General features: G+C 38.8%; 30 protein-coding genes. 8 read left to right on the forward strand and 22 right to left on the reverse strand.

All coding sequences use genetic code 11. The annotated features are described in order from the left end of the window. Nucleotides 1–6 precede the first annotated feature (6 nt). The 7 genes from ACZ427_RS12955 to ACZ427_RS12985 form a co-directional block, all read right to left on the reverse strand. Nucleotides 7–558: an NADPH-dependent FMN reductase gene (locus ACZ427_RS12955; protein ID WP_461179002.1), complete on the reverse strand. Its 552-nt coding sequence runs from the start codon at nucleotides 556–558 to the stop codon at nucleotides 7–9. Nucleotides 559–701: 143 nt separating this feature from the next. Then, nucleotides 702–1,295 (reverse strand): DUF6241 domain-containing protein, encoded by a 594-nt coding sequence (locus ACZ427_RS12960; RefSeq protein WP_461179001.1) that lies wholly within the window; start codon nucleotides 1,293–1,295, stop codon nucleotides 702–704. A gap of 76 nt (nucleotides 1,296–1,371) precedes the next feature. Continuing rightward, nucleotides 1,372–1,893 carry a GNAT family N-acetyltransferase gene (locus ACZ427_RS12965; RefSeq protein WP_461179000.1) on the reverse strand — a complete coding sequence of 174 codons (522 nt, stop codon included), beginning with the start codon at nucleotides 1,891–1,893 and terminating at the stop codon, nucleotides 1,372–1,374. Between the two features lie 713 nt (nucleotides 1,894–2,606). Then, complete coding sequence (locus tag ACZ427_RS12970; protein ID WP_464883443.1) at nucleotides 2,607–2,786, reverse strand: hypothetical protein; 180 nt, start codon at nucleotides 2,784–2,786, stop codon at nucleotides 2,607–2,609. A gap of 270 nt (nucleotides 2,787–3,056) precedes the next feature. Then, a complete protein-coding gene (locus ACZ427_RS12975) occupies nucleotides 3,057–3,566 on the reverse strand; it encodes a GNAT family N-acetyltransferase (RefSeq protein WP_461178999.1) in 510 nt (169 codons plus the stop codon). Nucleotides 3,567–3,679: 113 nt separating this feature from the next. After that, entirely contained in the window at nucleotides 3,680–3,964 is a 285-nt protein-coding gene (locus ACZ427_RS12980) for a 2TM domain-containing protein (protein WP_461178998.1), read from the reverse strand. A 154-nt stretch (nucleotides 3,965–4,118) separates the two neighbouring features. Continuing rightward, a complete protein-coding gene (locus tag ACZ427_RS12985) occupies nucleotides 4,119–4,625 on the reverse strand; it encodes a GNAT family N-acetyltransferase (protein ID WP_461178997.1) in 507 nt (168 codons plus the stop codon). 218 nt (nucleotides 4,626–4,843) lie between these two features. Here ACZ427_RS12985 and ACZ427_RS12990 point away from each other — a divergent pair, with 218 nt between their 5' ends. Beyond that, the gene (locus ACZ427_RS12990) at nucleotides 4,844–5,629 is read left to right on the forward strand and encodes a glycoside hydrolase domain-containing protein (RefSeq protein WP_461178996.1); all 786 of its coding nucleotides are present in this window, start codon (nucleotides 4,844–4,846) and stop codon (nucleotides 5,627–5,629) included. Nucleotides 5,630–5,739: 110 nt separating this feature from the next. On the opposite strand, the gene ACZ427_RS12995 is transcribed toward ACZ427_RS12990, so the two are convergent. The 7 genes from ACZ427_RS12995 to ACZ427_RS13025 all read right to left on the reverse strand — a co-directional run bounded on the left by ACZ427_RS12995 (nucleotide 5,740) and on the right by ACZ427_RS13025 (nucleotide 10,904). After that, nucleotides 5,740–6,294: an SLOG family protein gene (locus tag ACZ427_RS12995; protein WP_461178995.1), complete on the reverse strand. Its 555-nt coding sequence runs from the start codon at nucleotides 6,292–6,294 to the stop codon at nucleotides 5,740–5,742. A gap of 132 nt (nucleotides 6,295–6,426) precedes the next feature. Continuing rightward, nucleotides 6,427–6,933, reverse strand: coding sequence for a CotD family spore coat protein (locus ACZ427_RS13000; protein WP_461178994.1), 507 nt, complete (start codon nucleotides 6,931–6,933; stop codon nucleotides 6,427–6,429). Between the two features lie 115 nt (nucleotides 6,934–7,048). Next, nucleotides 7,049–7,180, reverse strand: a complete 132-nt coding sequence (locus ACZ427_RS13005) for a DUF4260 family protein (protein WP_461178993.1) — start codon at nucleotides 7,178–7,180, stop codon at nucleotides 7,049–7,051. Between the two features lie 65 nt (nucleotides 7,181–7,245). Continuing rightward, nucleotides 7,246–8,034, reverse strand: a complete 789-nt coding sequence (locus ACZ427_RS13010; protein ID WP_461178992.1) for an MBL fold metallo-hydrolase — start codon at nucleotides 8,032–8,034, stop codon at nucleotides 7,246–7,248. Nucleotides 8,035–8,129: 95 nt separating this feature from the next. After that, entirely contained in the window at nucleotides 8,130–8,522 is a 393-nt protein-coding gene (mscL, locus tag ACZ427_RS13015; RefSeq protein ID WP_461178991.1) for a large conductance mechanosensitive channel protein MscL, read from the reverse strand. 819 nt (nucleotides 8,523–9,341) lie between these two features. Further along, on the reverse strand, nucleotides 9,342–9,494 hold the full coding sequence (locus ACZ427_RS13020; protein ID WP_461178990.1) for a small acid-soluble spore protein P: 153 nt from the start codon (nucleotides 9,492–9,494) through the stop codon (nucleotides 9,342–9,344). A 60-nt stretch (nucleotides 9,495–9,554) separates the two neighbouring features. Further along, the gene (locus ACZ427_RS13025; protein WP_461178989.1) at nucleotides 9,555–10,904 is read right to left on the reverse strand and encodes a dihydrolipoyl dehydrogenase family protein; all 1,350 of its coding nucleotides are present in this window, start codon (nucleotides 10,902–10,904) and stop codon (nucleotides 9,555–9,557) included. Nucleotides 10,905–11,148: 244 nt separating this feature from the next. Here ACZ427_RS13025 and ACZ427_RS13030 point away from each other — a divergent pair, with 244 nt between their 5' ends. Continuing rightward, the gene (locus ACZ427_RS13030; protein WP_461178988.1) at nucleotides 11,149–11,352 is read left to right on the forward strand and encodes a cold-shock protein; all 204 of its coding nucleotides are present in this window, start codon (nucleotides 11,149–11,151) and stop codon (nucleotides 11,350–11,352) included. 105 nt (nucleotides 11,353–11,457) lie between these two features. Here ACZ427_RS13030 and ACZ427_RS13035 read toward each other — a convergent pair whose 3' ends face one another. Both ACZ427_RS13035 and ACZ427_RS13040 read right to left on the reverse strand, forming a co-directional pair. Then, nucleotides 11,458–12,387, reverse strand: a complete 930-nt coding sequence (locus ACZ427_RS13035) for a manganese-dependent inorganic pyrophosphatase (protein WP_461178987.1) — start codon at nucleotides 12,385–12,387, stop codon at nucleotides 11,458–11,460. A gap of 154 nt (nucleotides 12,388–12,541) precedes the next feature. Beyond that, entirely contained in the window at nucleotides 12,542–13,093 is a 552-nt protein-coding gene (locus ACZ427_RS13040; RefSeq protein WP_461178986.1) for a hypothetical protein, read from the reverse strand. Between the two features lie 129 nt (nucleotides 13,094–13,222). Here ACZ427_RS13040 and ACZ427_RS13045 point away from each other — a divergent pair, with 129 nt between their 5' ends. Together ACZ427_RS13045 and ACZ427_RS13050 are read left to right on the forward strand one after the other, a co-directional pair. Further along, nucleotides 13,223–13,675, forward strand: coding sequence for a DinB family protein (locus ACZ427_RS13045; protein WP_461178985.1), 453 nt, complete (start codon nucleotides 13,223–13,225; stop codon nucleotides 13,673–13,675). 1 nt (nucleotide 13,676) lies between these two features. Then, complete coding sequence (locus tag ACZ427_RS13050) at nucleotides 13,677–14,795, forward strand: NAD(P)/FAD-dependent oxidoreductase (protein ID WP_461178984.1); 1,119 nt, start codon at nucleotides 13,677–13,679, stop codon at nucleotides 14,793–14,795. Nucleotides 14,796–14,967: 172 nt separating this feature from the next. On the opposite strand, the gene ACZ427_RS13055 is transcribed toward ACZ427_RS13050, so the two are convergent. Both ACZ427_RS13055 and ACZ427_RS13060 read right to left on the reverse strand, forming a co-directional pair. Continuing rightward, nucleotides 14,968–15,384: a universal stress protein gene (locus ACZ427_RS13055; protein ID WP_461178983.1), complete on the reverse strand. Its 417-nt coding sequence runs from the start codon at nucleotides 15,382–15,384 to the stop codon at nucleotides 14,968–14,970. Nucleotides 15,385–15,435: 51 nt separating this feature from the next. Beyond that, complete coding sequence (locus ACZ427_RS13060; RefSeq protein WP_461178982.1) at nucleotides 15,436–16,896, reverse strand: SulP family inorganic anion transporter; 1,461 nt, start codon at nucleotides 16,894–16,896, stop codon at nucleotides 15,436–15,438. 259 nt (nucleotides 16,897–17,155) lie between these two features. On the opposite strand from ACZ427_RS13060, the gene ACZ427_RS13065 reads away from it, so the two are divergent. Further along, nucleotides 17,156–17,320, forward strand: coding sequence for a hypothetical protein (locus ACZ427_RS13065; RefSeq protein ID WP_461178981.1), 165 nt, complete (start codon nucleotides 17,156–17,158; stop codon nucleotides 17,318–17,320). A 129-nt stretch (nucleotides 17,321–17,449) separates the two neighbouring features. Here ACZ427_RS13065 and ACZ427_RS13070 read toward each other — a convergent pair whose 3' ends face one another. Together ACZ427_RS13070 and ACZ427_RS13075 are read right to left on the reverse strand one after the other, a co-directional pair. After that, nucleotides 17,450–18,106 carry a hypothetical protein gene (locus ACZ427_RS13070; protein WP_461178980.1) on the reverse strand — a complete coding sequence of 219 codons (657 nt, stop codon included), beginning with the start codon at nucleotides 18,104–18,106 and terminating at the stop codon, nucleotides 17,450–17,452. A 164-nt stretch (nucleotides 18,107–18,270) separates the two neighbouring features. Continuing rightward, on the reverse strand, nucleotides 18,271–18,921 hold the full coding sequence (locus tag ACZ427_RS13075) for a YczE/YyaS/YitT family protein (RefSeq protein ID WP_461178979.1): 651 nt from the start codon (nucleotides 18,919–18,921) through the stop codon (nucleotides 18,271–18,273). Between the two features lie 498 nt (nucleotides 18,922–19,419). On the opposite strand from ACZ427_RS13075, the gene ACZ427_RS13080 reads away from it, so the two are divergent. After that, complete coding sequence (locus ACZ427_RS13080) at nucleotides 19,420–19,578, forward strand: hypothetical protein (RefSeq protein ID WP_461178978.1); 159 nt, start codon at nucleotides 19,420–19,422, stop codon at nucleotides 19,576–19,578. Between the two features lie 251 nt (nucleotides 19,579–19,829). Here the strand turns inward: ACZ427_RS13080 and ACZ427_RS13085 are convergent, their stop codons facing one another. Continuing rightward, nucleotides 19,830–21,554 carry a sulfate adenylyltransferase gene (locus tag ACZ427_RS13085; protein WP_461178977.1) on the reverse strand — a complete coding sequence of 575 codons (1,725 nt, stop codon included), beginning with the start codon at nucleotides 21,552–21,554 and terminating at the stop codon, nucleotides 19,830–19,832. A gap of 276 nt (nucleotides 21,555–21,830) precedes the next feature. Here ACZ427_RS13085 and ACZ427_RS13090 point away from each other — a divergent pair, with 276 nt between their 5' ends. Both ACZ427_RS13090 and ACZ427_RS13095 read left to right on the forward strand, forming a co-directional pair. Next, complete coding sequence (locus tag ACZ427_RS13090; RefSeq protein WP_461178976.1) at nucleotides 21,831–22,175, forward strand: hypothetical protein; 345 nt, start codon at nucleotides 21,831–21,833, stop codon at nucleotides 22,173–22,175. A 151-nt stretch (nucleotides 22,176–22,326) separates the two neighbouring features. After that, entirely contained in the window at nucleotides 22,327–22,542 is a 216-nt protein-coding gene (locus tag ACZ427_RS13095) for a YjzC family protein (RefSeq protein ID WP_461178975.1), read from the forward strand. Nucleotides 22,543–22,675: 133 nt separating this feature from the next. On the opposite strand, the gene ACZ427_RS13100 is transcribed toward ACZ427_RS13095, so the two are convergent. Next, nucleotides 22,676–23,326, reverse strand: a complete 651-nt coding sequence (locus tag ACZ427_RS13100; protein ID WP_461178974.1) for an SDR family oxidoreductase — start codon at nucleotides 23,324–23,326, stop codon at nucleotides 22,676–22,678. Nucleotides 23,327–23,447: the final 121 nt, after the last annotated feature.

Consider the following 23,447-nt stretch of genomic DNA (forward strand, 5'->3'; position numbering starts at 1 on the left):
TGTTAATTAATTAAATTCCTTCATATTATCAGCCCAGTTGGTAAAGTTATTGACAACATTATCTAAAAAGGAAACTGTCTGTTCATCTGACAGATTACCGGAATCGTCTATTTTTTCATGAACAGAACCGACAAATACTTCATTACCAGGTAGTGTCAGCGCCCCTACACCAGGTGCGTTCAAAATTTCACGAAGATGCAATTGAGCTTTTACTGTACCCAGTCCGCCCATGGATGCTCCGACTATCATTGTCGGTTTATTAACCATTACTTTATCTACTCTGGAGAACCAGTCAATTGCATTTTTCAACATACCGGAAATGGATCCATTGTATTCCGGGGTCGCAATTAAAATTCCGTCACTGTTTTTGATTCTATTCTTAATCTCATTAACAATTTCAGGTGAGTTCAATTCCTCATCCTGATTATAGAAAGGAAGCTGATCGATCGGCAAAATTTCTATATCTATTTTTCCCTCATATCTTTTTTGCATAAACGTTGTAAGCTGCATATTATATGAATCTTTCCTGTTACTTCCTACCATTGCTACTATCTTCATGCTTGAATTCCTCCAATATATTCTGATTTGATTAACATGATTATTTTTATCAAAATAATAAGGATTTATCAAGAAATCTGATTTCAATCTAGGATAAATAACTCTTTCATTAAACAATAACCCCCTATAAGCCAGGGTATACATTAGTCTGCCTGACTTTCTACATATTCCTGTTCCTCTTCTGCACTTAGTATTCCTGTTGCTTTCCCTACTGTTCCATCCTGCAAATCCCATATGCTGTTATGGTCCTCATCCACACTTGTAAAATTTCCAGCTTCCCACTTTTTTAAAATATCCTTGTATACAGATTCATGCTCTACATTCGCTTGCTCTAAACCATCCAACAGCCATGTGATACGCTGGGGGTGGATTTCATAGAACCCCCACTTTTTATCTGCTTTTATCTTTTGGTGGGACATGCCATGAATATATTCCTGATATGTACGATCTGTTAATTCATCCTGCTGCTTAGACATTCCAAATGGATTGAGACCCGCTTCCGTATATGCTGCTAAATCGTCTTCTGTAATTACTCCCTCAATTTCTTCTCTTTGGGAAACAAGCTCTTCCTGTTCCGTTCCTTGTTCAGATTCTGTCTTTTCCTTTGCTTCTGTTTTATTTTCTTCTGTTGCTGTTGTTTTATCTGGTTCTTCATCTTCCAGCCAACTATACGCTCCCCAACCTGCAAACCCCAGCAGAATAAGAGAGGAAATTATAAGAATCGATGCTTTCTTCATTTGTCCCCACCTCCTGTCTCTATTTAGAAACATTACCTACTACACTAAGTCTTTATTTCATTTATGTATTGTTTGTTCAATGGTGGTCTACTTCTATTAATCGATGATATCTTAACGCTTTAAAATCCTCCCCCTCAATAATCCCATACTCATCCTGTTCATGGATAAATTGAAAACCTTTTGACTCATAGAAAGGGATACCTTTTCTGTTTCCTTTTGTAACGTTTACCCATTGCTCTTTCGCGCCGTATTTTCTCAATTCTACCGTAACAGCATTCAGAATCCTCGTACCTAATCCTTCTTTTCTACGGGAAGGGTCTAAATACAAAGTAAAAAGTTCTCCATGATTTTCGCTGATCATGCCGCCAACTCCAGCCCCGATTACTGTGCCGCCATCAAGTGCAACAATCCAGCCATTCCACTGTTTGTTCGTTTCTGTTACTTCTTTTAATAACCTTTCGCGTGTATAAAATTCCTTAATCATTCGCTCGATGTATTGCCGTGATAGTAAATCTCCATACGTTGCCCAATAGCTGTCTATACATACTTTTGCAATTCCATCTACATGTTCTGATGTCGCTTTTTGAATGGATATCATTCGAAGTGAACTCCTTTACTTATCTTAGTTTAAGAGCTATACAATAATTTGCTTATCCTGGAAAACTTTTGCGGGCTTCTTGATGAGGTAAAATTTGAAGAGGCAATGCCAGTTAAGTGAACCCCAAAGTCAAGTGTATTTCCAACTGTGCTATACCAAGAGATAATAGAAGATCATTACGTTCCAATTGAAAATAGTACAGCTTTTCCCCATATTCTTCAAATTATTTGCTTAACGCACATAACATCGGTTTTATTTATAAATTATTAGTTCAAGGTGAGAAACGAGCATTCAAAAATCCAATGTGATAAATAAAAACGAATCTGGTTTCTTTATGAAATCAAATTCGTTCTTTAGATTTTTATTGGTAATTATTTCTTTTATTTTTTCGCTTATTTAAAAGCTTCCTCACCATTGGATAAATGATTGGTCCATATTTAATAAGTCTTCTTAATAATCGTCCCATTTTTTCTCCTCCATTAATAAGGATTAATACTTACATAGGTTTATATTTCCTTTAATAAGAGGATTTTAAACAAAAAAGAATCAGGTTTTTTGTATTACTGTAATTCCACCGAAATAATATATACCTGCTTATAGTTGGCTATTCTCCTGAAATCACCTTCTGTCTTTATATTGGTATATATTTCATCTGAATGCGCTCCATTTCATCTTACATTATGAATTCAGCCCTAGATGTACCTGAACATATTTTATTCAGTTGAATTGTCACGATGAAGCTTATACATTTTCTTTAGTGTTTCGTTAATATTGTTCAAGCTTACAAGTACAAACCCCAACATAATAAAAGTTACAATTTCTCCAGTAACAAAAGACAGGAGACCGAGCACCAGTATGTAAAAAATATACCACCCATTACCCATTCTCACCATTCCTACCTCCCACGTGGCACAAAACCTTTAGAAAACTTGGTATTTGCTATAGGTTAGGTGAAAGCACATAAGCCCGCACTTATGCAGTAAGAAAGTTGTATGCTTTCTTAACTGCTAAAATATGTCCGTTAAAACCCTTATCACGAACCTCGGTAAGTAAATAAGAATCTCAAAAACACTCCCCAATAGATCGAAAATCCACCATCTATCTTTTCGCTTTTTTTCCTTCTCCATTTGAATCACCTTCCATTATAATCCCAAATCAAAATATCATAAAGACACTGCATAGACAGCTATCTCCTTATCCCATTTAATAATTTTCTTTTCCAATTTCATACCAATTCGCTCAGCAACTCTGATTGAGGGCTGGTTATTAACATCGATTAAAGAAATCATCTTTTTCAGTCCCGATTTTTCAAGACCAAACTTTTTACAAGTCAGCGCTGCTTCGGTAGCATACCCATTTCCCCACACACTGCGTTTAAAAAGATAGCCGATCTCCATTTCTATGACGCCATCCACTTTTTGCAGAACAATCCCGCACTGGCCCAGAAATTCACCAGTTTCTCTATGTTCAACAATCCAAAGTCCTGTGCCATAACTGGTATAATTTTTTATATTCCAGTTAATCCATGCTTTTGTTTCCTTTTCATTTTTCGTAGAAGGGTAGTATCTCATAGCAATTGGATCGGAAAATATCTCTAATAGATTTGCGGTGTCATCCTGTCTCATTTTTCTTAAATTTAAGCGTTCCGTACTTAGGACATATGTATGTTCCATCTCGTACTTTACCTCCAGTATGAAAATGACTTTAACGATGCTAATCTGAACAATAGAAACAATGGAAATAGAAAATGGGAGCCTCATCAGCCCCCCTGAAACATTCAATAACTTCAATCATCCCTGTTATCTTTCTCCATATATTCCTGTATCTTTCTCTCTTCCCAATCCGGTCCAAATAATCCGAATGAAGCTACTGACAGTCCGTGGGATACGAGCCCAATTCCCCACCCCAGAAGTGGATATACAAACCACCAATGCTGAGCAGCGTCATAGTTCATTAAGTTAATGATAATAAACATCGTATTTACGAGGATATAAACCGTTAAATGAATATAAAATGCCTTCAGATTTTCCACTCTTTTTTTCGCCCGCATATACTTTTTATCTTCTTCCATTTTCACACCTCCTGTTTCTTCATAAGTTTATTATATTTATTTTCATTCATACGTTATTTTATCAGTTCTTACATAATCCCTTCCTCCGAATCAGGAAACAAACCATGCATCCTAACTTAATGTATAATATATTCATCCAAAAATTAGCCGATTTTCATGATGTTTTCATTGTTTCTTGTACTTTCAAAACCATACGCAATGTATGTAAAATATGACCATCGAAGTTATCTTCGAATTCAGAGTCCACTTCAAACCCTTTTGCCTGATAAAAAGTTTTACCGATTTCATTGTTTTTCTCCACATTTAAGTGAACCTCTTTCACTCCTGCAAATTTCTGGATACCTTTATAAAGTAAAGCAGTTCCGATACCTTTCCCCTGGTACTCTGGATATAAATAAATGGCGCCAAGTTCCACTTCTCCCTCATCATTTACGTTTGAAAAATTTGCAAAGCCAACAATTTTCCCGATATCCTCTGCCACGAAAAGATTTGTATGCTTCAGTCGTCTTTTCATAGTTTTATCACTGTACGCATTTTCAAGGAATTTTTTCTGGATTTCAATTGGAATGATTCCAGCATATGTTGCGTTCCAACTCGTTTTTGCAACATGCCGCACCTGAATTATATCCTTTTTACGCATCTTACGAATGACAAACCCCATATCCCCATCACCCCCACACACGTATAAATATATTCTAATATTTTTAACAATTATAACATCAATTATTCCTCCTGTGCTATGCGTTTTCTATTAGAAAAGCATTTCGCTTGACGATGTTTCTATCTACGATACAGACAAGACGACAAGCCTGTTTGAATGTCCACACAGGATCTCCTTTCTCTTAATATACTGCTACAAGGTGCGAAAGGAGAGTCATAATGAATAGATATGAAAAGATAGGCTTAATTGTATTGCTGGCAGGAACGTTTGTATTGCTTGTTTTTATGAGCACCAACCTGCTTGATTCTCCTGATTCTGGTGAAAATAATGAAGAACAGGAAGAGAATGAATCCGGAAACGATAACAAAGACCTTTACTGGGGTGTTGATTCCGCAAGCTATACCGATGAAAATTTATTCGCATGTGTGGTTGACAATTTTGGCGAACCAGAAGTGTGGGGACGCTATTTAGGGGATCGCGAAGGTGTCTCTGCTGGAATGGATGCTGAAGAAATAGATTATTTGCATGAAAATGGCGTGCAGGTTCTTATTATATATAACCACGTTAATGATGCAACAGGCTATGACCATGGTGTTAATCATGCAAATGAAGCAATTGCAATGGCTGAGGAAATAGAAATACCTGAGGGTGTTGCAATTTTTGGTGATATTGAACCCAGTTATCCGATAGACAGTGCTTTTATCGAAGGCTGGTATGAGACTTTAAAAGGCTCCGCTTATGAGCCTGCATTATACGGTGTTTTTAATGAGGAAAGTGATCTGATGGAAGCCTATCATGCTACCGGTGAAGAAGTACAAGAGAATACCATCGTATGGACTGCATACCCACAGGAAGAAATCACTACAAAAAAGAATGCCCCTGAATTTAACCCACAAGGTCCTGACAGTGCCATGCTGTATGGTTGGCAATACGCTATCGATGCAGAAACGTGTAACATTGATACAAATTTATTCACGGATGATATGATCGAATATCTGTGGTAGCATCCCTCCAGGCGATACACCAACTGAATTTTGTTGAAAGAATAAGGATAGCGATCCTTGTGGTGATTGCTATCCTTATTGTATATACTGAAGTTTTTCCATCATTACATTCATTCCCAATAATCCGGATCCGCCATCCGCATCTCTTCAACTACATCATCTAAATCGGCAGGTGTTATCACGAATATTGGATAATCTTCTGCTGCATCCTTCGCTACCCTATGAAAAAACCGGGTGCTCCCCTGAAACTCTTCATCCATCAGCATAAGACACCCATCGCTTTTATCGACAAGCCACATATCTTTCGCCTTGAATTGAAATGCTCCCTTGTAATCACCCTGATAGATAGGCTTGTAGAAATCAACCACTGAAATAATCTCCTGATACTTTTCCTGCAGCGCTTCCGGCCAGCGTGATTCCTGGTTTTCAAACGGCGGAAAAATAGCTATATTTATATCATATTCTTCTTTCAAATCCAAAACGACTTCCGCTGTCCATAATTCTACACCCATTTGCCCGGAAATTAAAACCCATTCCAGCCCTTCCTCGATAAAGCCTCTTAACCTTTTTTCCATTGCGGCTTTAATAAATGATATTCTGGGATCGTCTTCCTTAAATATATTTAGTTCCATTGGTTTATACCCTGTTACGGTTAAAATTCTCATATGTAATACCACACCTCTTCTAGTAAACCTGACTTACCGCCTAAGCCTGACCATACGGCTAAGTTGCATATAATATTTGCTTGCTATTAAAATTTAGAAGCTGGCAGATTTCATGCCAGCTTCCTCCTTAAATTAACACCATTTATTCGGTTTATTCCAATGATGCGACCCATGGTTGCCGTGATTTCCATGATGACCTGGTGACATAGTTCCGGCTATCTGGCCCTTATGTCCACAGCCTGGAAGAGCCTGATTACCGTACCCTGCGTTCTGCCCCATTCCTGGCGACATTGCTCCTCCTACCTGGCCGTTTTGTCCCCAGCCTGGAGCCCCTTGATTACCGTATCCTGGGCCCTGTCCCATGCCTGGTGACATTGCTCCTCCTACCTGGCCACCCGGACCTGATGGAACATTGAATGATCCTCCATACTGATCCACACTGTTCGTGGTATTTTGGACAGAAGTGGAATGAGGGTAAACATGTTGATTTTTAACTGTATGATGATTCATCACGGTCGTATGGCTCGGATGGACATGCTCCACAACACTTTCCGAATACTGATTAACACAATTATGCTTTGTCGGATGCACAATCTGCTTCGGAGGGCATCCACAATTCGGTCTAGGACGATGTCTCATATAAAATCCCCTTTCCTGTAATAGGTTCACTATTAACCTATGGCAAAAGCATAAGGGATGTATAAGCCATGTACCTATTTTCTAAAAAAATACCTAATCTGACAGCACCAACACGTTAATTTAAAACATATCCAAGCATTGACAAGTCAGGAATAAACAACATAATTATAAATAACAACCAGCTAAATTCATAATGAGCGTAAAAATACAGACTTGCTACGAGAACGGTTAACCCTTCTATATGCAAAAAAATTTATTCTAAAACACTCCCCCTTCAGAAGCTCAAGTGAACCAGCATCTTCTTTTTCCTTTCTAAAATTGCAAGCTAAATTGCCTAAAGTGGTGAATTCCAGTCCCATGTCTCACCAGATTCTTTTGCCGAAGTACATCAACTGCTTCTTCAACTTCTTCTAAAATACCGGCTTCTATTCCTAACTGATTATGGGAGCCATAAACCTTCATAATTTTAGGTAAACGTGCAATTCTCTCTAATGAATTTACTAAATCTGACGGATTTGTAGTTGGATAAAATGCATAAATAGGAGTCCCTGTGTACAATAAATCTCCTGTAAACAAGTAGCCTTTCACATTGTCCAAAATACAAATATGGCCTGGAGAATGACCTGGTGTATGGAGGATTGTTAATGAACGATTCCCAATATCAATGATTTCTCCATCTTTCAATAATCCAGTTGGTTTTCCCTGAAACGGTTTATATGTAGCTGGATCAAATGAGGCTGGTGCCGGTTTTGTAATGTCACGTCCAATATCTTTTCTTATCTGTTCAATCGGCAGCCCTTTAATCCCATTCACTAGCCAATCTTCCTCCGCTTTATGCACATATATCTCAGTGAATTCACCATGACTTCCGATATGGTCCACATGAACATGTGTCGTAATTACAATAATAGGTAGTTGCGTCAATTGCTCCGTAATTCTTTTTATATAATCAATTCCAAGACCAGTATCGATCAACACTGCTCTTTCCTCACCAATCAGTAAAAAGGAATGTACTTTTTCCCAATGACCATATTCACTAATCGCAAATGTTCTATCATCAATCTTCTGTACCGTAAACCATGTATCAATAATTTGCTGCATATATCCACTCTTTTCTAATAAGCTGTACACTTTTGATTTACGTAATTAGTTAATCGGAAGTTCCGTCTAATAATACTGGAAATTATATAAATTTATTAACTTTTTCTATTCTGTTCTTTCAATAAATCCCTAATCTCTGTTAAAAGCTGCTCCTGTGCATCTATTTCTGCTCCTTCCTCTTCCTCTTCCAATTCTTCTTTTTTACGCTTGAATTTCATTAGCAATTGAATAAAAAGGAAAATAGAAAAGGCAATAATAAGAAAGTCAAAAATAGACTGAATAAAATTACCGTATAGTACCTCTGCATTGCCGACTTTAATCATCAATCCGGTGAAATCAATACCACCTAATAATATCCCCACCAATGGCATAATAATATTATCAACCAGAGACGTGACAATTGCGCCAAAGGCTCCGCCAATAACAACAGCGACAGCAAGATCCATGACATTTCCCTTGAAAGCAAATTCCTTAAAATCATTCCACATGTCCAACAACTCCTTTATGCGTGTATTATAACAAAATAGTATGTGCTTTTCCCGATTATTATAAGTAATGTCTTTAGAAAACATAGCTTTTCGCCAAGCCCTTATGGCGAAAGGCCAAAGCCCGCACTTATGCAGTAAGAAAGTTTTATACTTTTGTATGAAAACAACTGTTATTAGAACGGGAAAAGCTATTCAATATAACCACTATGAAATAAGATTATGCCTTTTTCTGCTTGGCTCTTTTCGTAAATTTTGTTCCTCTTTAACGTCGCATTTGATATAAAAGACGACGTAACTTGAAATTATGGTTGGTGGGATTACTCGCTACGGAAATACACTACGCTGGTTAGCGTACTGCAACTTATCGCATTTATTTATTATTTGGTTTAAGTCACGTAATAGTTATGCACTTTTAAGATAGTTGATTGGAGCGGAGGACCGTTGACTCCTGCGGGAAAAGCAACAGCTGAAGATCCCGCAGGAAGTGGTTTTTGCTTCCGAGGAAGCTGAAGCGTTGCCCGCGGAAAGCAACGGTCCGCAGCGGAAATCGACATAGCAGTTACGTCGCCTTTTATATCTTTTGCGGCAGAAGCAACATATCTTTCGATGGGACGAGTAATCGCAGCCCCAATCTTTTCGAGGACAGCTTTCTGGTTAAATTAGCTGTTTTCATAATAGATGGTGGCGGCAAGTTCTTAGCCGCCATGTTGGTTTCTTAACTGCCAACGAAAAAAACGCAGGAGCTAATACGGAAAGTCAAACGAAGGTTATTTTTTTCCTTCCTAAATAAAAAGACAGCCAAATGGCTGCCTTTGTTCATTACATGTCATGATGCGGGTTTCTTTTTTGTCTTGAATGATTCGCGTTTTTCACCTTTTTCGAGCCGCTCAATGGCTCGCCATAAGGCTGCTGAGGACTTTGTGGCAAATTCGGATGTTTCTGCTGTTTCGGTCCTTTTGGTTTTCCACCCATTGCTTTTTCCTCCTTCCTGACACACTGCTAGTTTCTGGGGGAAGATGAGAAATTATTCAGTCACAGCATGGAAGGGATATCCGAAACTGCTGTTGGAAATGCATAGGTCACTTTTTTCAGGTCGGCCGTTTTTAATTGCAATTGAATCGCCATTGCAAAATAATTAATCAACTCGTCTGCTTCTCCGCTGATTATATGCGCTCCCAAAATTTGATCGGAATCCCTATCTGTAATGATTTTCACACCTGCCGTGTCGTCATTTGTATGCTTATATGTGAACCAATCTGAAATATCCATGTAGTTCACATCCGTATTGTATGAGGATTCTTTCGCCTCTTTTTCTGACATGCCTGCCATTGCCAGTTTTGGTGTAGAGAAAACTACAGAAGGAACACCGGTATAATCTGTTTCTTTCTGATTCCCATGCAGAATATTCTTTGTAACTGCTGTTGCTTCTACATGAGCTACAGGTGTTAATGGCGACCCTTTTGTATCTGCAGCATCTCCGGCAGCATAGACAGCTGGATTACTCACACTCTGCATAAACTCATTGACGGTAACACCGCTTTTTTCGTAAGTCACATTTGCTTTATCCAGATGCAGGGCTTCTATTTCCGGTACACGTCCACCTCCATGGATAACAATATCACCTTCCAAGCTTACTATCTCTCCGTTTTTGTCTGCTTTTATCGTATAACTACTTTCATTTTTTTCAATTGCTTGAACGGAAGCATTCAAATGAACATGAATTCCGATGGCTTCAGACTTTTTAACAAGCTGGTCTACAAGATCCGGATCAAATTCTTTTAACGGATGTTCTCCCCGCTGGACAATGTGGACCTCACTTCCAGCCATCGCGGCAATATGAGCAAATTCAAAGGAAATATAACCGCCTCCAACAAAAATAATCTGCTTTGGAAGTTCATCCATTTCCAGGAATTCATCACTGTATGTGAGGTGCTCGGCCCCATCGATTGGTAAGGAAGCAGGCTTAGCACCTGTGGCAACAACTATTTTCTCTCCCCATAACATCTCATCTTCTACCCGGAGTTCGTTTTCACTGACAAACTCAGCCTTTCCATGGAAGGTTACTACTCCTGTTTTCTTCAGACTTTCTTCTTTTGCCTCCGGAACGGGATCCGTAAATGAACGTTTGAATTCAATTAACTCTTTCCAGTTTATATTACTAGCTGGCTCAAGACCATTTCCTTCCATGCGTTTATTCTTATCAATGATGCTGGTCGCACTTGCAAGAACCTTCTTCGGGTTACACCCCCGCAATGGGCATGTTCCGCCATATCCCCGTGAATCAATAATCGCTGCTTTCAAACCTTGTACTGCACATTTATTTGCAATATCTGACCCACTTGGCCCTGTACCTATCACGATAACATCAAATTGTTTAGACATTCTAAATTACTCCCTTCACTTAAGGTGATTTCCCTTATTATTTTCAATTAAACGAGTAAAAAAAGTTTTTTTAAAAAAAGGTGTATATTTTTAGATGCATGTGTTATACTAGGTTTAACTTATTGATGTTCGGTAAGCAATACAAGATACACGTAATAACTTTTAAGAGTAATTATCGTCTTGAATTATTACTCAGAACAAAAATAGTAATAAATGTGCTAGAAAGCACTTGGAGGAATTTCACATGAACACAGGTTCAGTAAAATGGTTTAACGCAGACAAAGGCTTCGGTTTCATCGAAGTTGAAGGTGGAGACGATGTATTCGTACATTTCTCAGCAATTCAAGGCGAAGGTTTCAAAACGTTAGAAGAAGGTCAATCTGTTTCTTTCGATATCGAAGAAGGAAACCGTGGACCACAAGCAGCTAACGTTGTTAAAGAAGCGTAAGCTAACGAATAAAAAGACTCTTCTCACTTGATGAGAAGGTCTTTTTTTAATGACTTTATCCATATTAAAAAACCTTTCCAGCAAAATGGAAAGGTTTTTTAATTTTTATTTTGTAAATTCATCTGTTAGTACAGTAACAATCTGTTTCTTACGTGATACCACACCTTTAAGAAGTGCACGGTTGTTCTCATCCAAGGATGCATCAAATCCTGATTCTACTTTTCCTTTTCCATCACCAAGTGCAAGCACCTCGGAATCATTGTTTAAAATGTCGGTTACAACGAAAAGGAATAGATCAAGCTCTTTATCTTTGATGATTTGTGCAATTTCTGTATCCAGATCTGCCTGGAATGCATAAATTTTACTTGCATCCACGGTGTTTACTTGTGCTATTTCAACTTTTGCATTCCCCATCGAGAATTCTTTTGCATCCATTGTCAACAATTCCTGAACAGATTTATCACTCACATCCGCTCCTGCCTGTAGCATTTCCAGACCATATGTTTCCAAGTTGACACCGGCAATTTCTGCCAGTTCATAAGCCGCATCAATATCTTCCTGTGTACATGTTGGAGATTTCAGTAACAATGAATCAGAAACAATAGCTGACACTAATAGTCCGGCCATCTCTTTGGAAATTGCTACATTGTTCTCTTTGTACATTTTATTTAAGATAGTAGCAGTACAGCCGACCGGCTCTGCACGGAATAAAAGCGGTTCCCTTGTTTCAAAGTTGGATACACGATGATGGTCAATCACTTCAGTAATTCGTACGTCTTTGATGTTATCAACACTTTGTTGGAATTCGTTATGGTCAACGAGAATTACATCTGTATTTTCCTCCACTTTTTCAATCAGCTGTGGTGCTTCCACACCGAAATAATCCAATGCGAATTGGGTCTCTTTGCTAACACCACCAAGTCTTGCCGGCTCTGCATTAACTCCCAGTTTGTTTTTTAAATCAGCATAGACAAGCGCTGAAGCAATTGTATCAGTGTCCGGACTTTTATGGCCGAAAATTAACGTTTTACTCATGGATATTCTCCTCTTTTCTTCGTATATATGTAGGAATTATTAAAAAAATCGGCTTCTCGCCAATATACAGTAAGAAAGATTTATACTTTCTTACTTGCCTATAAAAATTCTATCATAACTACTATAACTGTACAATGTGAATACCAAGGAAGCTTTAACGCTCTCCCTCGTACCAGTCGGTAACTTTTTTCACTATGTCGGTATTCTGCACTTCCTCGGCACTAAATCCCCCAATGTCTACCACTTTTATGTGGGCACCTTCATCATTTTGCAATTTCACAACACAATAACCCTCCAACTTTGAAGGTAAAATTTCCAAAATGGCCTCCCTGGAATATAGTTCATAGATTTTTAATATATCGCCTTCTTCCAGGTCCCAGTCCGATGACTCCTCCGTCTTTTCGTACAGCACACCAGACTGCTGGGGTTCAGCACCCAGTGGTCTCCTCAGATGTTCAACTTCCCTGTGCCTGGCATTGAGTTGACGCAACAATTTAATAACCTCGGCTAAACCAATCAATACCATGCCTAAGACGACTGCTCTTCCAGCGACCGGCAAGAAAATTGCCCATTCCATTGTCACTCCTTCATTTCCTAAACCAGTATAGCTCGTGGAGTTTGCCATATTATAAGCCGAGAAAACACCAGTAATAATCACAACAATCCCAATAACAAATAATATTTTTCCTATTATATTCCCCTGCATACGCCACACCCCCTCCATGTTTATTTCGTTATTCTGGCGATTTTTCCTTCCAGAGTAATCAATAAATTTTACATTTGAGTATTTTATTTTTATATTAATGCTAGGGCAAATATAAATGGAGGGATTTAGATGAGTACACAGTTTGAATACACAAGAAATACCTTTTTGGATTTTGCAGGAAATCTCGATGAAAAAACGGCCGATAATCAGGCAAGATATTTCAATAACACAATTCGCTGGCACGTGGGACATGTACTTGTAACAGCAGAAAGTTTACTTTTTGGCTATCCGAAGCAATCTACAAACTTCCCAAAAGAATACGAGGCACTTTTTGGCACTGGAACAAGACCTGCTGACTGGTCAATTGAACCACCTGCACTGCCTGAGCTTATCAAATTATTAGAAGAGCAAAAGAGACGGGTTCAGGAGCTTTCGGATGATTTTTTTACACAGGATCTGCCGTATACGTTGCCGTTCGGTAATTTTAAAACGTATGGTGATATCTTTAATATGATTCTGCAGCATGAAAACGAGCATCTTGGGAAAATGAAAGCAATGAAACAGGTAGTGACTGCAGATTAATATGGGGGAAAAATTTATTATAATAGGTGCAGGGATATTAGGAGCCAGTACAGCTTATCACCTTGCTAAGAATGGTGCAGAGGTAACTATAGTTGACCGTAAAGATAATGGACAAGCGACAGACGCTGCTGCTGGAATCGTCTGCCCCTGGCTCTCCCAACGACGAAATAAAGCATGGTATCGCCTGGCAAAAGGCGGAGCACGAATTTACCCCGGTCTGATTGAGGAGCTCACCAAAGATGGGGAAACAGAAACCGGTTACGGCCCTGTCGGAGCAATTAGTCTTCATATGGATAAAAAAAAACTTACTGCCATGAGGGACCGTGCAATAAAACGACGGGAAGATGCGCCTGAGATTGGTGAAATTACGCTTTTGGATGAACAGCAGACAAAGGCTATGTTTCCATTAGTGGCAGATGGCTACAGTGCTGTACATGTAAGTGGCGGGGCAAGAGTTGACGGTAGGAAACTCCGTGATGCTCTACTAAGCGGCGCTAAAAAACATGGTGCTTCCGTAGTAAACTCAGAAGCCAGTTTGCTCCATGAAGGTTCTGTCGTGACTGGTGTCAGGGCGAACAATAAAATAATCGAAGCAGATACTGTCATTGCAGCCACAGGAGTATGGATGAATGAATTATTAAAGCCGTTAAATATAGCGTTTGAGGTAATTTCACAAAAAGCACAAATCATGCATGTACAAATGCCATTAATGAATACTTCCGGTTGGCCTGTTGTGATGCCACCCAATAATTCCTATCTACTCTCTTTTGATGATAATCGAATCGTCGTTGGATCCACACATGAAGATAATGTTGGGTTTGATTATCGTGTAACTGCTGGTGGCGTACATGAAATCTTAACAAAGGCACTGGATATCGCGCCAGGATTAGCTGAAAGCACGGTACTTGAAACGCGAGTAGGATACCGGCCGTCCACTCCAGGGTTTTTGCCTGTAATGGGAAAACTGCCCCAATATGATGGGTTGCTGCTTGCCAATGGCCTTGGCGCATCCGGACTGACGATGGGACCATATATAGGTATTCAACTGGCAAAACTTGCACTTGGTAAAGAATTGGAAGTTGACTTAGCTGATTACGATGTAGCAGGTGCTGTAAAGTAGGACAGATTTCTCAAGGGGCCTGCCTGTCCCCTCCCGATTATTAGCAAGCTTGACTTTTCGCCAAACCTTTGTGATGAACAACCGCAGCCTGAACTTATACAGTTAAGAAAGTATTTTATCTTTCTTAACTGCCAAAAAGAGGCTGCCTCCAGCGACAGCCTCTATCAATCTACTATTTAACGATTAGAACCGGACATTCTGCACGCTTCGCCACTTTATGACTTACACTTCCCAAAATCAAGGACTGCAAATCATTCAATCCACGGCTTCCAATCACGACACAGTCACATTCTCTATCCTTCACAAACTCTACAATTTTTGGTCCTGGTTCGCCATGTAAGATATGGGTCCCGAAAACCAAGCCGGAATCCTTCAATAAATCTTTGATCGGTTTAATTTTTTCTTTTCGTTTCTTTTCAATTTCAAACTTATTCGCAGCATGTAATACATCTTTTTTCGCTGTATCGCCATCAACGACGTAAACTGCATCAATTGTTCCATCAAACTTTTCAGCAAGCTCAATGGCATAATGTGTTGATCTTACAGAATGTTCAGAGCCATCTACCGCCAGTAAAATCCGCTTAAACATAAATCCCACCTCATTAGAAAATACGCGTTTTTTTCATCATACCACAGTTAATTAATGACCGGAAGCATTGGAAATCCCACCTATACGGTTCTTCAGCTGCTGACTTGCATCATTTAAGCCGGTATAGTGAACGACGATATTATTTTGAGCAAATTTCATTTCAATTTTATCCAACGCACCGACTGCAGAATCATCCCACAAATGTGCATTTGTTAAATCAATCTCCACTTCTTTAACCGAATCCGTGAAATTGAATTTTGCCGGAAACTCATTAACAGATGCGAAGAATAACTGTCCTTCTACGTGATAGACTTTCTTCTGCTCTCTTAAAACAAGTTCTTCCGTTACATTAACTTTAGATATTTTAGCCGCAAAGAATATTGCACTCAGCAATACACCGACTAAAACACCAATGGCCAGATTATCCGTAATTACTACAATTGCTACAGTTGCAAGCATGACAACAGCGTCTGTCCGTGGAAGTTTTCCAAGATTTTTTACGGATGACCAGTCAAATGTACTGATAGAAACCATGATCATCACACCTGCTAAGGCTGCCATTGGGATCTGGACAACGATACCGCCTAAAGCAATAATTAAAAACATCAGGAATGCACCTGCAACCAATGCTGATAGCCTACCTTTACCACCGGATTTGACGTTAATAACTGATTGTCCAATCATCGCACAACCCGCCATACCGCCAAAAAATCCGGTTACCACATTCGCAATTCCCTGGCCGCGGCTTTCTCTATTTTTATTGCTCTCGGTATCTGTCATATCATCAACAATACTGGAGGTCAGTAGGGATTCCAACAGACCAACAACCGCCAGTGCCAGAGAATAAGGGAAAATGATCGCAAGTGTTTCAAATGTAAATGGAATAGATGGTATCAAAAACACCGGTAATTGTTGTGTCAGTGCTCCCATATCTCCCACTGTACGTATTCCAATGTCCCCTATAAGCACAATTACAGTTACAACAATAATAGCTACAAGCGTTGAAGGAACTGCTGTTGTGATTTTTGGAAAAAGATAAATAATTGCCAGTGTTAAGCCGACAAGTGCATACATCGGCCATCCTTCTCCTACAAAATGCTGAATCTGTGCCATAAAAATCATGATGGCAAGTGCATTGACAAATCCGACCATCACCGAACGTGGTACGAACTTCATTGCTTTAGCAAGCTTAAATATACCAAATAAAATCTGAATAATACCTGTTAAAATCGTTGCTGCAAATAAATACTCCAATCCGTGGTCTGCAACAAGGTTTACCATGAGTAATGCCATTGCTCCTGTTGCCGCAGAAATCATACCCGGACGTCCTCCAGCAAAAGCAATAACAACCGCCATTGTAAACGATGCATATAATCCGACCATCGGATCCACACCTGCAATAATTGAAAAGGCAATTGCTTCAGGAATTAAAGCCAATGCCACAACGATACCAGCCAAAATATCCCCCTTAACATTGCCAAACCATTCCTGCTTTAATTGTTCTACTCTCAATGCTCTACCTCTTTCTATAATATATTTTATTTTTTCAAGCCTATTGTAGGTTTGATCCGAATTCAACCAATGAATTATACCATAGAAAGTAATTTTGCGAAAATGTCAGGGAAGCGCAAACAATGAAATATACCTTTAAATAGCTCTATATTACTCTGCTTTTCTACCAGAAAAATCAGAGCCCCTGATTATAGTGAGTTTCCGTTTACACTTTCTACATCATTTGGTACGATTAAGCATATTGATGGAGGGATTTTTCATGAAAAGTAAAATAATCATACTGATAATGATACTCTTAACAATAGTCGGTATTGCTATCGCATATTTCTGGATGCAGCATATACTCGACGAACGTGACATGAGCGCTCCAGCATCACTGCAAATACATGAATACATAAGTATAGAAAATGACCAAAGCTCATGAAATGACTTAGGTCATTTTTGTTTATCTATCTTTGCTCCTCACTTTTTTCATCTAATTCTTTCACATAAACGATTCTGATTCTACTATCTGATAGTTCTTCTATCAGTTCACCCACGTTTACATTAACCTTCATTGATGCTTCTCCATGATTTCCAGGGTGATATGAAGAAGTGACGGAAATAGTTGGGGATTTAGCATGTAATTTTGTGATGTATGATGTTTTTCAAAATAAGTAGTGACTTCACGAACAATTTCATCATTTAAATGTTCAGGTATTTGAAATACATCACCGAGCGGGGTAAACAGTCCATCTTCTAAAGGCATCAACAGACCACTAACGACAGAACCTTTTAATGGAGTCTGAAATTCTTTTTGAGAGAACCATGCAAATTTTGGTTCACCTTCATATACGTCCCGAAAAAGAAATGCATTATCGCTTATACTCTCCTCGTAATCCACATAATAAAAACCTGGACTAAGACGTGACCATTTCATCAATGTATCATGGAAAGCTTCACTTCGATCTTCCCATTTATCTCTATTGTAAGACAAATAGCGTTCATAAATCGTAATATTATCATCCCCAAAAGGTTTGCAAAAAATGAACCAGTAAACAATGTGGGGGTGAGCTTTTTCACTTAACTCCTTTGAAATATTCATATTGTCAAGCATCGACTCCGTCATTTCCATGACTTCCAGAGAATAATGGTCTATTGAAAAGCGAATAATGTCATCGAGCAGATGGATTGCTTTCTTTCGATCCGGAAAGTTAACGATATTATCCATTACAATTTCCCTCCTAAACTTTTTCATTATTTTAGCATAAGATGAAATCTGTTGCAGGAGGTAAAAATGAATTTCGCAAGTAATAAAGAAGGAGAAAACAGAATTTTCTCCTGGATAATTTTTAAAATTCAGGCCTGCTACATACACGAAAGCGTGAAATTGTACTATGCACTAGATTTAGAATAAAGTTTTTTCTCGTATTTAGAACTGATGCGTTCAACCACACGGCTAAGTTGTAAATAGGTTCTTTGAAAAATGGGGCTTTGTATGAATGTAAATATGAATGTAAATATAAATACAGGCCCCCCTAATATGAGCCCAAGCACCAATACAAAACTCTCGGTAATGATACGGACCTTTCCAATCGATGCCCCAAGCTTATCAGAAATGGAAAGCATAAAACCGTCACGAGGACCTGATCCAACACCGGCAGCATTGTACATGCCCCCACCAATACCCATTATGATAATTCCTATTATCATAAAAATGATATCCATCCACGTATTTGTAGCTTGTGGTAAGATACCAATCCATAAATAAAAATCGACGAATGCGCCGACTAACACCGCATTTAAAAACGTACCAATTTTAATATACGACTTATCCAATATCCATGAAATAATAATTAACAGGAACGAAACGATGATTGCCCAGGAACCGATGGATAAACCAACCTTGTTATATAATGCGACATTCAATAAATCCCAGGGGTGAACACCTAAATGCTGCATGCTTATCGTAATACTAATACCAAAGCTAAAAATGATAACTCCTATTAAATAAACGGACCAACGTAGTGTAAATAACAGTTTCATCAGCCTTCTTTCAATAAAGTTCTTGTATATTTATAAAATCTACTTCCTTATTATATGATACCAGAAAGTAATAGAACATATAGATACTTATGTTTATGAAAATTTCTAATAAATGATTAAAGGATATCAAAAATTCGGGGCGCCTTGATCACCCTAAGGCAAGAGGAAGTTCAACTAAGAGCACCACTTCCGTGCAACGCCGAACTGACCCACGTCATGTGGGCCGAATCTTGAACTCAACATGCGCTTTTTTTGCTCATACGGGAATTTTCTCATAAGACCTCGAGGGGGGAGGAGCTGGACGTGGCTTACGTTGTAGTCAAAATTTATACTGCCAAATTTTATACTTTCTATAACCATAAATAAAGGGATGGAACCTCCATTTAAGTGATGAACGACCGAACGCGGAGGAAGAGCCGTCTTTCGGGAACTTATCGAGGGGATGAATGACCGAACGCGGAGGAAGAGCCGTCATTCGGGAACTTATCGAAGTGATGAATGACCGAACGCGGAAGAAGAGCTGTCATTCGGGAACTTATCGAGGGGATGAATGACCGAACGCGGAGGAAAGCTGTCATTCGGGTACTCATCGGGGGGATGAATGACCGAACGCGGAAGAAGAGCCGTCATTCGGGCACTTATCGAGGGGATGAGTAACCGAATGCGGAGGAGGAACGCTTATTCGGTCACAATAACATACGAATTGGAACCCTACTGACAGCGATTAGAAGTATGTTAATTCAGTTAATATCCATCAATAGTGAACTACTTAAATCAATATTTCCACCCCTTTATTGCTCCATATTTACGTTGATCTTCATCACAATAAACCCTTCCCTTGTATCAACGGTATAGAAAGACAAATCCATTGGTTTAATGAAAGGACCGCTCCGCTAATACTTTTTAAACTACTTTTCATCACTTCCCCGATATCGCTTATATGGTAGTGGGTTCCATGTTCGATATTGTAATTCTTCAGAGCGTAGTGCGGATGGAATATCACCTGAGGTTTTCCGTGCTACTTTTAATTCGTGCTCTGCTTCTTCTTTATCTTGGTACATAAATTCATCCGATGCTTTATCTGGTGCTTTATTGACTTTTTCCTCCAAATACTCAATAACCATTTCTTGTTGTTTATGGATAGATTCACGAGCATTTGCAATCCACTCTGCTTGTGTAGATCGCAGGGTATCCGTGACATAACTAAATTCCTCAAAAATTTCTTTATAAATTCGATCTGCATTTGAACGGACATCCATCATAACTGTCTCTAAATCTTCAATCGTCAGTTCTTCCACATCTAATGGTTTTTTTCGCTTTGGCCCGCCCAATCTGGATGTATTTAAATAATATGGGAAAAGACTTTTTATTGTTTTTCCAACTGGTGACACAGCCTGATTGTTTGCATCAACACCTTTTGGTTGGACACCTTGCATTGCAATTCGAGCTGATTCCGGTCGAACAATTTCCTTTGGAGGTAATACCCCATATCGCAACAATTCCCTAATACCTGTCCCAGAAATATTAATTCTATACCGCTCATCATGTGGACAAGTCTGATCTGTTGCCGGATTATCACATCGAATACAATAAAATACTTCATGGAACAATCGTATATCAATCCCTAATTCGTCCGCTGTAAATTTATCAAAAATGGAATGGCTGGCATATTTATCATAAAAGTCACCAATACCCGCATGGTCTCGCCCAATAAGTGCATGGGTACAGCCATAGTTTTTCATAATCAGGGCATGGAGCACAGCTTCACGAGGACCTGCGAAAATATACGTAACCCTTAACGGTGCAAGAACGGTTCTTTCTTTCGGATAATAAGTATCCAAAACACTGCGGTAAGATAGCATCCGAAACTCATGTCTTGTGTATTCACGTTTCGCCATCTCAACAAGAGGCTGAACAAATAAACCATCCATTTCCTCCAATGCATTTCTATGAATATACTCATGACCTCGGTGCAAAGGGTTGGCACCTGTTATAAATCCCCCAACAGAATTAAATTTCTTTTCCTCATAAAACAGTTTCCATGTATCTTTCGGTTCCATTCGAATATTCTCAAATGGACCCCAATGAACCCTCCGAAGCAATTGAACAGGTCCCCCTAAAGCAGTATCACCCATCCTCCGATAAATGGAATCTACTCCTGGATGGCTGCGGTCAGTCGTGCCGAAAAGATTAGAAGCACGAAACTTTCGATCATAATGAAAGATATCATCCAATTTAAGAATAGCAACGGGCTCTTTCGTTTCATCCGCAAGTGCCACTTCATCACCAACGGATAACGTTTGAATCATTTGCTTGTTCCGATCACCAATTGGCGCAAAACTCAGTGGAACTGGCCATACAACGCCATTTTTTAATCGCCCTTCCGTAAGAACTGATTTGTAATCCTCTTCAACCATAAAACCTTCATTAGGAGACAATACACCTGTAGCTATCATTTCAAGTGTAATAACAGCTTCCAAATCTACCATAATCATTGGCAACTGCTTCGCTCTCTCCATTGCTTCATTCCGTTCTTTACCGGTAAGAACACGATTAACTAATTTTCCACCATGTGGCTGTTGTGGGTAGCTTGCAAATTTCTTTTCATCTAATACAAATGTATCTTTACTCATCAGCTCTCCTCCTCTATTCGCTACTTAATATATGAAAACATTTTGCTAATAATTAAACTTATATTTTAGTACGCCCTTACTCATACATATGTTAAAATATTTGTTACTATAACAGTGGATTTTTTTAGTGAGCCAGGCCCCGTTTTGTTGTTTATCCAGATAATTTATGGTAAAGATAAAGAAAATGAACGAGATTAGCGTCTTATTTTATAATTGAGAAATAATAAAATCATGCAGCTAGCAGTTCGACAAAAAAGAGATGCTGGAGGTAGAACAATGGAAGAATCCATTTCATTAAGTGCTTTAAAAGCTTTGGTTGATAGGAAAATGAAGAAGAAAATCCTCGTAAAAGTAATGTGGAATGACAATGAAAAGATAACGTTGTTTATTACACCAAATATGAAAATTAACTCCTTTATTTATGACGAAAAGGAAGGATATTTGTTTTACGATAATGAAGGAAAGCTTGTTGAATATGAAATCCCATGTATCCTGTCAGAAGATGAATTGGTAAACGGTAAAGTGATTCTGAAAGGGGCAAAAGATCGAAAGTTCATGATAAACAATCACCCTTTAGCGAACGAAGATATTACATTTTTAAGAGAATATCGTTCGCAGTAATTTACACCGATTCAACGGTCATCTTCTCCCATTACATCAACACAAATATAAGGATTGGACGCCCAGTATCACCCTCTTCCTAGTTTTTCCATTCATAGATTTATCTTTGTCTTCCCATAATAAATATGACGAAAGATAAGGAGGAATTTTCATGGGAGAAATTAGCCAATTTAAAGGTGGAGAAAAAGCTCCGAATAACGGAATTTATATTGAGGTTGGCGAGTCTGGAAGTGGTGTAGACGATCCACATCAGATAGAGCTGAAAGCTGGGGATAAGTTCCCGGAAACATCAAACAACGACCGTGTTTGGAAAAACAAACGCAGCCTGTCTCGCCCCAGCCCTCAAAATAGCAGACATACGACCTAAAAAAAAGTAAAGGAGCTGAGATTCAAGCTCCTTTACTTTTTTACAGGGACTGCCAAACAAAAGGACAATTCACCACATTGGCAAATTGTCCTTCATTTAATATTGATACCTACAGCGAAACTGTCCGCCTCAATTAGATGGAATTTATTGTTTCTTTAATTGGATTTGATCCGGTTACTACCTGAAATTCTTTTCCAATTGTTTTCTCATTTTCTAAACTTGCAAGAATTACACTTGCTATATCCTCTCTAGGGACCTCATCTCTCTCCACTTCAGATGCTGCTTTTATTTGACCAGTTCCTTTATCGTTTGTCAGTAAGCCTGGATGTATAATCGTATAATCCAAATCGGTTGATTTCAACCATTCATCCGCATAATGTTTTGCTATAACATATGGAGCAAAGGAAGAAGAAGCATCCTGAATTGCTTCACGGGTCGTATCAAACGAACTAATCATAATAAACCGCTTCACACCTGCAACTTTAGCTGCTTCGATTGTTTTTACAGCACCATCCAAATCAATCATAATGGTTTTGTCTTTCCCTGTGTGTCCACCAGAACCGGCTGTAAATACAATCGCATCGACCCCATCAGCAGCTTTTGCAATTGCTCCAATATCGTCTTCCAGATCCGCTACAACGGATTCTGCACCTAAGTTTTCAAAAAAGGAAGCTTGCTCTTGTTTACGAATCATCGCCTTTGCTTCCAGACTATCACTATCCTGTATAAATGAAACAAGATGTTTTCCAATTTGCCCATTTGCCCCAACAACAAGAACTTTCATTACCTCCACCCTTTCTAATTAAATAAAATAGAACTACTATCATCAAAAAATAAAATGCTGTAAAGAATCTCTTATCTAAATGTTAACAAATGTGTAGAAAAATACAAAGACAACCACCACA

The sequence above is a fragment of the Virgibacillus ainsalahensis genome (genome assembly GCF_055380755.1).